At 43.9% G+C, this 12,044-nt stretch carries 11 protein-coding genes and 1 other annotated feature; of the genes, 3 read left to right on the top strand and 8 right to left on the bottom strand.

Annotated elements, in window-relative coordinates:
* Positions 1–263 precede the first annotated feature (263 nt).
* Together CKV62_RS00580 and CKV62_RS00575 are read right to left on the bottom strand one after the other, a co-directional pair.
* Positions 264–1,451 carry an oxygen-binding di-iron domain-containing protein gene (locus CKV62_RS00580; RefSeq protein ID WP_095064810.1) on the bottom strand — a complete coding sequence of 396 codons (1,188 nt, stop codon included), beginning with the start codon at positions 1,449–1,451 and terminating at the stop codon, positions 264–266.
* 235 nt (positions 1,452–1,686) lie between these two features.
* Positions 1,687–2,229: a hypothetical protein gene (locus tag CKV62_RS00575; protein ID WP_095064808.1), complete on the bottom strand. Its 543-nt coding sequence runs from the start codon at positions 2,227–2,229 to the stop codon at positions 1,687–1,689.
* 102 nt (positions 2,230–2,331) lie between these two features.
* On the opposite strand from CKV62_RS00575, the gene CKV62_RS00570 reads away from it, so the two are divergent.
* Complete coding sequence (locus tag CKV62_RS00570; protein ID WP_095064806.1) at positions 2,332–2,589, top strand: helix-hairpin-helix domain-containing protein; 258 nt, start codon at positions 2,332–2,334, stop codon at positions 2,587–2,589.
* Between the two features lie 215 nt (positions 2,590–2,804).
* Here CKV62_RS00570 and leuB read toward each other — a convergent pair whose 3' ends face one another.
* The 4 genes from leuB to CKV62_RS00550 form a co-directional block, all read right to left on the bottom strand.
* On the bottom strand, positions 2,805–3,875 hold the full coding sequence (gene leuB, locus CKV62_RS00565) for a 3-isopropylmalate dehydrogenase (RefSeq protein ID WP_095064804.1): 1,071 nt from the start codon (positions 3,873–3,875) through the stop codon (positions 2,805–2,807).
* Positions 3,876–4,273: 398 nt separating this feature from the next.
* Positions 4,274–4,765 (bottom strand): 3-isopropylmalate dehydratase small subunit, encoded by a 492-nt coding sequence (locus CKV62_RS00560; RefSeq protein ID WP_095064803.1) that lies wholly within the window; start codon positions 4,763–4,765, stop codon positions 4,274–4,276.
* A 1-nt stretch (position 4,766) separates the two neighbouring features.
* Positions 4,767–6,026: a 3-isopropylmalate dehydratase large subunit gene (gene leuC, locus CKV62_RS00555; protein WP_095064801.1), complete on the bottom strand. Its 1,260-nt coding sequence runs from the start codon at positions 6,024–6,026 to the stop codon at positions 4,767–4,769.
* The gene (locus CKV62_RS00550; RefSeq protein WP_095064799.1) at positions 6,027–7,565 is read right to left on the bottom strand and encodes a 2-isopropylmalate synthase; all 1,539 of its coding nucleotides are present in this window, start codon (positions 7,563–7,565) and stop codon (positions 6,027–6,029) included.
* A 62-nt stretch (positions 7,566–7,627) separates the two neighbouring features.
* Positions 7,628–7,829, bottom strand: a binding site (T-box leader).
* 156 nt (positions 7,830–7,985) lie between these two features.
* Here CKV62_RS00550 and CKV62_RS00545 point away from each other — a divergent pair.
* Complete coding sequence (locus tag CKV62_RS00545; RefSeq protein ID WP_095064797.1) at positions 7,986–8,501, top strand: DUF308 domain-containing protein; 516 nt, start codon at positions 7,986–7,988, stop codon at positions 8,499–8,501.
* Between the two features lie 242 nt (positions 8,502–8,743).
* Entirely contained in the window at positions 8,744–9,091 is a 348-nt protein-coding gene (locus CKV62_RS00540) for a hypothetical protein (RefSeq protein WP_095064795.1), read from the top strand.
* A gap of 132 nt (positions 9,092–9,223) precedes the next feature.
* Here CKV62_RS00540 and CKV62_RS00535 read toward each other — a convergent pair whose 3' ends face one another.
* On the bottom strand, positions 9,224–9,700 hold the full coding sequence (locus CKV62_RS00535) for an HXXEE domain-containing protein (protein WP_095064792.1): 477 nt from the start codon (positions 9,698–9,700) through the stop codon (positions 9,224–9,226).
* Positions 9,687–12,032: a beta-ketoacyl synthase N-terminal-like domain-containing protein gene (locus CKV62_RS00530; RefSeq protein WP_095064790.1), complete on the bottom strand. Its 2,346-nt coding sequence runs from the start codon at positions 12,030–12,032 to the stop codon at positions 9,687–9,689. Before CKV62_RS00530 ends, CKV62_RS00535 begins: the two co-directional genes overlap by 14 nt.
* Positions 12,033–12,044 lie beyond the last annotated feature (12 nt).

Raw genomic sequence — 12,044 nt, 5'->3', positions numbered from 1 at the left:
GCTGTGAATCTTTCAGCAGTTCTTCATAAATACACAGATATACGGGACTATATATGTTTATATAATTTGAATATAATTGCAAAAAGCCCTCTGTATGACCTGTGGTAGATATGTTCTACACCTCACTCATTAATAGTGCTATATAACAACTATTAAAAAATGAACTTCAGTATACAGAGGGATTATTATATTATATTATTTAATTTTACTGTTCCTAGAAAACGCTACGCAAAACCGTTAACCGTTACAAGATTAAATGATTACTATTTCAACAAAGCCGTTACGAGCGGTTCCGCCTTATCAAAATCGGCCTGTTCCGGATTCCAGTTACATTTAATTTCCGGCTCTACTACGGCAAAGCCGAATTTCGTCAATTCTTCACGCAAAACCTTCGTCGATTCGCCTGACCAGCCGTATGTGCCGAACACAGCGGCCTTTTTATTTTTAAACTTTAATTCACGCAAAAAATCGAGCCAGCCCGCTACGGATGAAAGCACGCTGTTGCCCACGGTCGGCGATCCCACGGCGATGGCTTTCGACTTGAAGACTTCCGTCATGATATCATTCTTATTCGTCTTGCTGATGTTAAAAATCTTAACTCGTGTATCCGGAGACTGTTTTGCAACTTCATCCGCAATTCTATGCGCCAATTTCTTCGTGCCGTCCCACATGGTATCGTACACTACGGTAATCTGATCTTCCTGATACGCCTGAGACCATTCGTAATACTTTTCTACGATTTGCATAGGATTTTCACGCCAGATGGCACCGTGACTCGTAGCGATGATATCGATCGGCAGGTTGAGCTTTTGAATTTCCTCAACCTTAGTTTTCACCAATGGAGAGAAAGGATTCAAAATATTGGCATAGTATTTCATGGCCTCAGCCCACAAACGGCACTGATCCGCCTTGTCCGCCCACAATTCCTCTACGGCGAAATGTTGCCCGAACGCATCGTTAGAGAACAAAATATTATCGCCCGTCATATATGTCGCCATCGAGTCAGGCCAGTGAAGCATACGCATTTCAACGAACACCAGGGACTTGCCGCTCCCGATATCCACGGAATCGCCGGTCTTGACGGTCTTGAAATTCCATTCCGGATGATGATATTGCCCTACGAGGGACTTCACCGCATTTTCCGTACAGTAAATCGGTGTATTCGGAATCCGCTCCATCAACGCAGGAAGCGAACCGCTATGGTCCACTTCACCGTGATTACATACGATGAAATCAATCGTATTCAAATCGATTTCAGACTCGAGATTATCGATAAATTCCGTAGAATGAGGCTTCCACACCGTATCGAAGAGGACCGTCTTTTCCTCTTCAATCAAGTACGCATTCTGACTGGAACCATTATTGATGGTGTAATCGGAACCGTGGAACTCCTGTAGTTCCCAATCAATTTTACCGACCCACGAAACATTATTTTTAATGTGTTTTCTCATAATAACCTCCATCTATCCCGTGAAAGTTGCACCTCTATGGCTACTTTCACGGGATTGTTCAACAACAATACATGGCCCATGTGTGCTACATCCATTAATACCCTAACGTCGCACATGATACATATTCTGATCATATTGCGGTGATTAATACTATGCATTTAACACATATAGGTTATCTGATTTATCCTCATTATACTGAAAGCACATAACTATGTCTGTATCTATAGGTACAAATTTATTTACTTTCATCAAGCAAAAACCGTTTAGGAATCGCCCGATAGATATATAGCGAAATATACCCGTCCACCAGGCTATGTATGATGGTGCCGCCACCGACAAGGCCGAATACGACGTACACGAGATCGATGTTCGGCAGAGTCGTCGTAGTGTAAAAGAGCAGACATGCCAGAACCTCGCCGACAGCATGAACAACGGCGCAGCCGAGGTTAAACAAGGCAAACGACAAGCCACCGGACAAAACGGCTTGATGGTTCCTGATATAAAGGGCCCCTAACATCGCAAATAGGATATGGGATGCGGCGCGCATAACGATGACAAGAGGAAAGCCGGCCACAAAGAATCCCAACGTCGACCCAAAAACTACGCAGGCCGTCATCTTGCGGGATAAAAACATGGCCAGAAAAATCGGCACGTGACTCGCCAATGTATACGATGCCGGCGGTATCACTACCTTCAAGGGCATCACGATAGGAATCATGATGGCTAAGGCCATCAACAATGCGGTAATCGTTAAATCTCTGTATGTAGATGATGTCATAGATCCCCCTTTGCGCTCAACAGAATCATTGCAAGTAATATTATTATGCTAAAATATAGAAAAAGCAATCCTTGAATTTCCAACAACTAGGAGTGATACGATATGAAAAAAGCAAGCGATTTAAAAACAATCCCCGGAATAGGTGTAAACATGGAGCAACACCTATTTAATATCGGTATCAAAACAATTGAAGACCTGATTGGTAAAGACCCCGAAGAACTCTATCTGAAAGATACTGCCTTTAACGGCCGACCGTCCGACAGATGCGTTCTCTACGTTTTTCGGCTTGCAGTCTATTACGCCGAAAATGAATACCACGATCCGGATAAACTGAAATGGTGGTACTGGAAAGACAAATAATAAGTTGACCGTCTATATACATATAGTAAAGCAAAAATAAGCCCTTTGGATCCGACTTGGCGCCACATAGTAGGGTTGCTCCCTTTTTTAGGTGATTGACGACTATAAATTCTAAGAATAGAACAACAAGGCTCCGATGAGCGACTTGGCGGCCTCGTAAAACGAGGTGGGTGGCCACTGGAGCTCTTCGGAGCCTTGTTGTTTACTATAAAGATTTATAGACGCTCAATCACCGCTTGCGCCATTTCGATTGTCCCCACCCGTTTGAAGCCTTCGCGGTAGATATCGCCCGTACGGTATCCATCGATGAGCACTTGCTCAACAGCGCTTTCAATAGCATCGGCAACTCGAGGTAAATCAAGGGAATGACGGCACATCATCGCGGCGGACAGGATTGTCCCCAACGGATTCGCCAAGTTCCGGCCCATGATATCCGGCGCGGAGCCATGTATCGGTTCATACAAAGCGGTCCCGGTCCCCATGGATGCGGACGGCAATAAGCCGATAGAGCCGGAGATAACGGCGCCTTCATCGGAAAGAATATCGCCGAAGAGATTCGTCGTTACGATAACATCGAACTGTGCAGGATTGACAACGAGCTGCATCGCCGTATTGTCCACATAGAAGTAATCCGTGCTGATATCCGGGTTCGCAGCCGCTTTCTCTTGCGCAATTTTACGCCATAAGCGGGAGGACGCCAATACATTCGCTTTATCCACGGATACGACCTTTTTATTGCGTTTGCGAGCCGTCTCCATGGCAATGTCCATAATGCGCTCTACTTCGTAACGGCTATATGTCTCTTTATCCCAAGCAAACTCGTCAGCACCTTCACCTTGTGCCTCTTCACGCTCACCGAAATAGATACCGCCCGTCAGCTCACGAACGATAACGAAGTCTACATCCTGTACAAGCTCCTTTTTAAGTGGAGAATACTCTTGTAAAGACGGATAAATTTTAACAGGACGTAAATTGCAGAACAAGCCAAGCTCTTTACGAAGACCTAAGATTGCCTTTTCAGGACGGATAGCAGGATCTACATTATCCCATTTAGGACCGCCAACAGCGCCCAACAATACGGCATCGGCCTTCTTACAAGCCTCAACCGTCTCCTCTGTCAACGGCACGCCGTATGCATCGATAGACGCACCGCCCGCCTTTTTATCAATCCAGTTAACCGCTACGCCCGCCTTTTCAAACGCCACGTCGCACACGGCCTTCGCCGCCGCAATAATCTCCGTACCGATACCGTCACCGGGAATCAATACAATATTCTTTTCGCTCATCTTACCTCTCCAAATCTCTATACTGAAAGCCCAAACAAATATCCAGGGACCTATCAGACTGCTACGGTTTATCTATATCAGACTACTGCAGTCTATCTATACCACACGGTCCAGTCCATCCCCTGTGCCACAACCCATTTAAGATTATAACCGCTAAAGGAATGTTACCTTTGCTCAAATCCGTAAAACACTTAACAGGATAAGAGCCGGCATATGCCTTGAGACCGACTTAGCTCATTCCCCTTATTTCCTTTGCCACAATCCAGTCAAGATAACAACGAGAAGGCGGGGATTAAAGTTTTGCTGCCCCGAAAGCAGAGTAGTTTGAAACGAAACACGTGTCGAAACCGACTTAGCTCGCTTTGGAGGCTTGAGATACGTGTTTCGTTTCTTCTATACTACTTGCGGTTTTTCGCAAAGCTCACAAGACCGCCGGCCGCCGCAATATCTTGAATAAATTGTGGCAACTCCGTTCCTTGGTATTGTTCGTTTTTCGTCAAGTTATACACAATCCCTTTAGACAAATCCACGCCGATTGCATCACCTGCATCGATTCTGTCCACCTGGTCTCCGATTTCAACAACAGGCAAACCGATGTTGATGGCATTACGGAAGAAGATTCGCGCAAAGGAATGCGCCACGATAACAGGCACACCTTTTGCTTTGATAACGCCAGGAGCATGTTCACGGGAGGAGCCGCAACCGAAGTTCTTTCCGGCCACCATGATTTCTCCGGCTTTCACATTGGGGGCGAAGGTCGTATCAATATCCTCCATCGCATGTTCCGCCAACTCGTTCCAGTCGGAAATCGCCAGATAGCGGGCAGGAATAATTACGTCTGTATCTACATCGTCGCCGTAGCGCCAGATTTTTTTGCTTTCAAAATCCATATTAAACCTCCTCAGGCCCTGCAATACGGCCTAGTACAGCACTCGCTGCCGCCACATACGGGCTTGCCAAATACACCTCGGAATCCACATGTCCCATGCGCCCGCGGAAATTACGGTTCGTCGTGGAAACGGTGCGTTCCCCTTCGGCCATGATGCCCATGTAACCGCCCAGACAAGGTCCGCAAGTCGGTGTGGACACGGCACAGTCAGCCTGAATGAAAATATCCAAGAGGCCTTCTTTCATCGCCTGATCGTACACATCCTGAGAGCCCGGGATCACGATACAGCGCACGAATGGAGCCACCTTGCGACCTTTAAAGATTTCAGCGGCAGCCACCAGGTCTTCGTAACGGCCATTTGTACAGGAACCGATAATGACCTGATCGATTTTGATATCTTTATCGATATCGCCGATGTAATGCGTATTGGAAGGCAAATGCGGGAATGCCACGACCGGCTGCAATTTGGACAAGTCGATGGTTACCGTTTGCGCATACACCGCATCAGGGTCGGGATTGATAGGCTCAACAGGTCGATGTACGCGACCTTTGATATACGCTTCGGTAATTTCATCATAAGGGAATACGCCGCATTTGCCGCCCGCTTCGATAGCCATGTTACAAATCGTCAGGCGGTCAGCCATAGTCATATGCTGTACGCCTTCGCCGGCAAATTCAAGGGCCATATAACGAGCACCGTCAACGCCGATGCGTCCGATTAATTCAAGAATGATGTCCTTACCGGTTACCCATTTGTTAGGCTTTCCGACGAGTTCAACCTTGATGGTTTCAGGCACCTTGAACCATGTTTTGCCTTCCGCCATCGCCACGCCCGCATCGGTGGAACCGACGCCTGTTGAGAATGCGTTAACCGCGCCATATGTACACGTGTGAGAGTCCGCACCGATCATCATTTCACCGGGACCGATTAGACCTTTTTCCGGCAAAATAACATGCTCAATCCCCATACGCCCCACTTCAAAGTAATTCGTAATACCATATTCGCGTACGAAGTCGCGCATCACCTTAGCCTGTGTAGCGGACTGAATATCTTTATTCGGTGTGAAATGATCCGGCACCAAGTAGATTTTATGACGGTCGAATACGGGTTTTCCGATTTTCAAAAACTCTCTGCGAGCCGGTGGAAATGTGATATCGTTCATCAACACCGCATCCAAATGACATTCGATAATCTGACCCGGCTTAACGACATCGAGGCCCGCGTGACGAGCCATATTTTTTTCAGTAATGGTCATTCCCATTTATTCTTCCTCCTGTTGTTCTAGCTCCATAGCTAGGAATACGGAATTCACCGCATTGATATATGCATTCACACTTGATTTAACGATATCGGTGCTGATACCACGACCATGGTACAAGCGACCGTTGTATTCCACCTTGAGGGTGGCTTCCCCGAGGGCATCTTTACCGGCTGTAATCGCGCGGATCTGGTAGTCTTTCAGGCTGATCGGCAAGCCAACCACACGTTCAACGGCCTTGAGGGACGCGTCTACCGGACCGTCGCCGACCGCAGCATCCGCTCTTTCACCATCCGGAGTCATGAGACGGACATCAGCGTATGCGTAACCTTTTTCACCCAATTTGTAGTATTGAGCCACGAGCTCGAACGCTTTTTTATGATGAATATTGTCCACCACAAGGGCGATAATATCGTCGTCGTACACTTGTTTTTTGCGGTCCGCCAACGCTTTAAACTTCACAAACAGATCGTTGATTTTTTCCTCCGTGAAAGTATGGAACCCAAGGGATTTCAAATGATCATCGAAGGCATGGCGCCCCGAGTGTTTACCGAGCACGATGTTCGTCTTCTCGGCCCCGACGGACTCAGGTGTCATGATTTCATAGGTTTCAGGATTGTTGAGCATACCGTGCTGGTGAATACCGGATTCATGCGCGAATGCATTGGAACCGATAATCGCCTTGTTCGGCGGCACTACAACGCCTGTTAAACGACTTACGAGTTTGGATACCTTTGTAAATTGTTTCGTATCGATATGTACCTGGAGGTCGCCGAAGTAATCGTGACGCGTTTTAAGGGCCATCACGACCTCTTCGATACCGACATTGCCGGCCCGTTCGCCAAGTCCGTTGACGGTACATTCCACCTGACGCGCCCCCGCCTCGATAGCCGCCAGGGAGTTCGCATTGGCAAGGCCCAGATCATCGTGACAGTGAACGGAGATAATCGCCTTATCAATACCCGGTGTATGTTCCCTGATGTAGCGAATCTTATCGGCAAATTCTCGCGGCATCATATAGCCTACCGTGTCCGGCACATTGAGAATCGTAGCGCCGCCGGCGATAGCTACGCCGAATACTTCACACAAAAAGTCAAGATCCGTACGGGATGCATCTTCACCGGAGAACTCGATTTCGTCGAATTTACCCTTGGCAAATTCCAAAATGGATCGTACCTTTGCCAACACCTCTTCACGAGTCATCTTCAATTTATATTTCATATGGATTTCGGATGTAGCGATAAACACATGCAACCGGCTGCGCTCCGCATCCGCAAGGGCCTCCGCCACCTTCTGTACATCCTTCTCATTGGCGCGCGCCAAGCCGCAGATGGTTGCGCCCTTCACTTCGCGTGCAATGGTCTGTACCGCTTCAAAATCCCCCGGAGATGCGGCCGGGAATCCGGCTTCGATTACGTCGATGCCGAGGCGTACTAGGCCTTTCGCAATTTCCACCTTCTCCGGTGTCTGCAGTGCCACACCCGGTGTCTGTTCTCCGTCACGAAGCGTTGTATCAAAGAAATATATGCGATTCTGTTCCATAATAACCACCTTTTCCTATACTTTCACAAATAAAAAAGCCCCTCAGAACAACCGTCGTTGCTCAAAGGGGCGTTATATTCATAACACGGTACCACCCTAATTGGGACTCGTTTCGGCGATAACGGAACCACCGTCGATGACTACTGACGTTCGCCACCGAAGCTCGCGGGAGAGTGTCAGCGTACAACCTCTATTGCCTCGCACCGGCCGGCAACTCTCTGAAAGCAGGATTTGTAAACCTTTATACCCGTTCATCGCTTGATTTAAGATATAAAGGTATTATACGGCATTCTATAGAACTGTGTCAACAGGGCGGACATGTGAGTTTTGTGAAAGCACAGTTTTATCATTACAATTTGACATAGACCATGATTTCTCGCATACTGAAAGTAAGCAGTACCAAAGATTGGAGGAATTATTATGAGTGGTTCAAGCAGATTATTCTTTATTGTATCGGGCATTGTAAGCATTATCCTGGGGATATTCTTACTATTAAACCCCGTTATTAATCTCATGGCTTTTGCCTGGCTATTTTCTATTATCTTTTTTGTCAGTGCAGTCAGCTCCATTATAAATTATTTTATGTTACCCTCTGAACTGCGTAGCGGCTGGTATCTCATCAGCGGCATTATCAATGCTTTATTCGGTATCTTTCTCGTGTGCGGCGGATTTGCATTCCTACCGTTGGTATTCCCGATCACAATCGGTATCTGGATGGTAATCGATGCTATCATCATTTTCATTAAATCCAGAAATGCCGACTCCATGGGATCACTACTGGGAGGCAGTGCAAAATGGCTCGCACTTGTTCTGTTACTACTAGGCCTGTTACTCATATTCAAGCCGATTGCTTCCGGTGAGGTATTTATATACTTTATCGCTTTCGGTTTCCTGTTTGACGGTATTCACTCCATCGCGGAGGCTTTCAGAAAATAAAATAACAATACACTGTTAGATTGACCCGTACTGCCACATAACTGTCACAATTGCGATTATATATCGTTCTTGTGACAGCTATCTTATTTGATAGTATCTATCTAAAAACATCCTACTAGTCAAACATAATGTAAATGCTATAATGAAAGCATCAAAAGGGACAGATGCTCATACGTTGCTATTTATAGCCTCATGTTTCTGTTCTAAAACTATATAGTCAGCAGCATATATAGGAGGTACTCATGACACACGCACAATTAACACAACTCGTACAAGCTTTATTAGATGCACCGACCAGCAATGAAACGGTAAAAGAGTTCGCTCAATCCTGGCTCAATGCGGAAGGCACACCTAAACAAGCGGAACTCACAAAACAACTCGTATCCGTGGCGGAACAGAATATCGCCTTCATCGATGAAACAATAGGCTTTGCAGGCTCCGATCTGGCAAAACAAATGCTCGGTGCCGAAGTAGCCGCACAGTTATTGCAACACGCAAAAGACATTAAGGCAAAAGGCGCTAAATTCTGCGACTGTCCGGGATGCACGGCGGCTAAACATATTATTGATTTGAAAGCGGAAATTGCATAGTAATATATTACTTATTGAGAGGTCATCAACACACGTTGATGACCTTTTTATATACAAAAAGCGACCCCTCATGGAGGAGCCGCTTTATTTAACAATATGTCTGTATATCTATGAAAGCTTTCCGTTCACAGTCTAATCAGATTGTCTTTGTAACGTCTGTAATATTTTAAAACTCACCGCAATGTTTACAAGGATAAGCAGCAATGTTATGAACGAATACGCCAAGAGCCAGTAATTCGCTGATACCACATCATACATCTGATAAGTACAATAACCGGCCGTGATGATGCCGCTAAGGACACCCGGTAAGTACTGTCGCAGGAAAATACTTTGGAATATATGCCCGATCACATGGTATATATACGCTATGATGACGGTGATGTAAATGTCGAAGCTTTTAAAATAAATACTCAAGCCCAGCACAATCAACAGGAGTATAAATTCCTGACAAACGATGGCATTGAATCTAGACGGTGTAAATGCCCCCGCCAAAAATCGACGTTGCAACTGCTGATTTTTCCCCATAAAATGAGGAAACAAGAGCATCTCCTCAAATTCGTGCAACATAAAAATACTGGGAAACAATAAGAAAAAACTATTCAGATCCATAAGGTACCTCATTCATAATTCGATCAATTTCCATACCAATCGGTATTCCTAACTGACTATCAGCATAAATCGAATAATGATTTCCATCAACGTAATTCACATGAATTTTATCCCTAAATCGCTTTTGCCACAAAGTCTTATCCAAGTATCGAATATCAAGCTTTTGTAACAAATCAAGGTTTTCAGCCTCTTTACAAATAAAAATATAAAGATGACTATGAAGCATTTCACTGGGAGCTGTATACCCCTTTAGCATATCATGGTTAAGTCTCCATATAAGACCGTATTTCTTTACATTTTCATCAGCAAGCTCTTTCCCTACAACACCTTGTTTCACAAATTCATGTACAGCGTCTTGAATATCGATATCTGTAATGTGTTTCTTAGTAGACTCATTATATGCTTCAACAGGATGCGAATCAATCATAATCACATCCGGTACATCAGAATTCCTCTCTGACTGAATTTGATGAGCAATCTCAAACGCTACATTTCCTCCAAATGAATACCCGCCTATGATGTATTCTGATGGATTCTTTTTCAAAAAATCTGAAATACATTCTTTATAATAGCTAGCCAACTGTCTTAAGCTAAACAACTTCACAAATTTAAGATTAGCAAAAGGAAAGGAGATTAAGATGATATTATAGTCATTATCTATATCCTTGAAGAAATTACTATACCCATTAATTGTTCCGCCGGCCGGATGAATTAAAAATAAGGTCTTACGTCCCTTATTGAATGTCCCCAGTGGATGTAATACTTCGTTAAATGCGTTACTTGTATCGGACTCATTTAATTTACCCAGAACACATTCTATTAACGGTTTATCGATTTCCTGAAAGTCACTCATATCCAACATAATATGGAATTTATTTTCTATTGCATCAATTAAATCCAATAATGTATACGATTCCAAGTCTATTTCACTTATCGTTTTTTGTACAAAACTAATATCTTCACCCAAATATTCACTGATGAATTGAGCAATGTCCTCTCCACTACTAGCTGTTATAGAGCCTCTATTTTTTCTTACATCATTTCTAGACTTTAATGGCGCAATCCAATACGGTCCGGATTCTGTAAAAGAAACAGGTATAACCTTAGAGACTTTAAAATCTGAATTATATCTTTGCAATATGATATGCGCGTTTGTTCCACCGATGCCGAATGAATTAATAGCTATATTATTAATAGGCGCCTCTTGAGAGCTCTGATTAATCATTATTCGATCATTATTTAAAAATGGATGTTTTTCTGAAAAGTTAGCTTGCTTAGGCATTACTTGATTCTCAAACATCAAAATCACTTTAAGAATTGATAAAAAGGACGAGCTATTATCTAAATGACCATAATTTGCCTTCGCTGAGCCAATATTTAAAGTACAATCAAATACTTCTGATATACTTTCAAACTCAATGGCATCCCCAATGGCAGTACCCGTACCATGAGTCTCAAGATAATCAATATCCGATGGTACTAACTCACAAGAGTCATACGCAGCCATAATAGCTCTGCACTGACCGCTAACACTAGGGGCGGTATAGCTCGATTTTTCACTTCCATCATTCGATATACCTATAGCCTTAATTACAGCTAAAATGGAGTCACCATCTTTCTCAGCATCTGTTTTTCTCTTTAATGCCAATACAATACTTCCAAAGCCCGGAACCATACCGGCACTAGATTTATCAAAAGGGGCACATAGGCCTGTCTTAGAAAAAATTCCATCTTTTCTATATCTATATGAAATAGAGTTTTCAGTCGGCAATCGCGATGTACCTACAATGGAACAATCCACCCTTCCTAGCATTAGGTCTTTAACTGCTTGTTCAAGTGCTAAAGACGCACTTGAGCAAGCTGTAGAGATATTAACAGAAGGTCCATGGAAATTAAAGTTATAAGATATCTTTGTGGCTGCCGTATCCGGTACATTATTTATATATGTTGTATAATCTACATTTTCTTCAGATGCTAACAAATTATGTAACAAATAATGACTCGTCCCAACAGCAGTATATACACCGGTATTATTAACATCATTTCCTATATGCGTTAAATTATAAGTATGTAATAACTTATACGTTAATACCAATAATCTCCTATGTTGAGGATCCATCTTCTTAATTTGCTCAGCAGTATACTTAAATAACTTGTCAGGAAATTTTTTAATCTTATCCAAATCATAATTATTTAATGTAAACTGAGATTGCTCTTTATCATGACAACTATAATAAGTTATAACCTTTCCGTCATATAAGTTACGCCATAACGTATCGAATGTGTCTGTATCCTGTAATTCAAATGTAGCTCCAACAATTGCAATATCCACGATTCCGCTCCC

The sequence above is a fragment of the Veillonella rodentium genome, from assembly GCF_900187285.1.
In the GTDB taxonomy this organism is placed as follows: domain Bacteria; phylum Bacillota; class Negativicutes; order Veillonellales; family Veillonellaceae; genus Veillonella; species Veillonella rodentium.
Note: the sequence above shows the minus strand (reverse complement) of the source record. Positions and strands in the feature narration are given on the sequence as shown.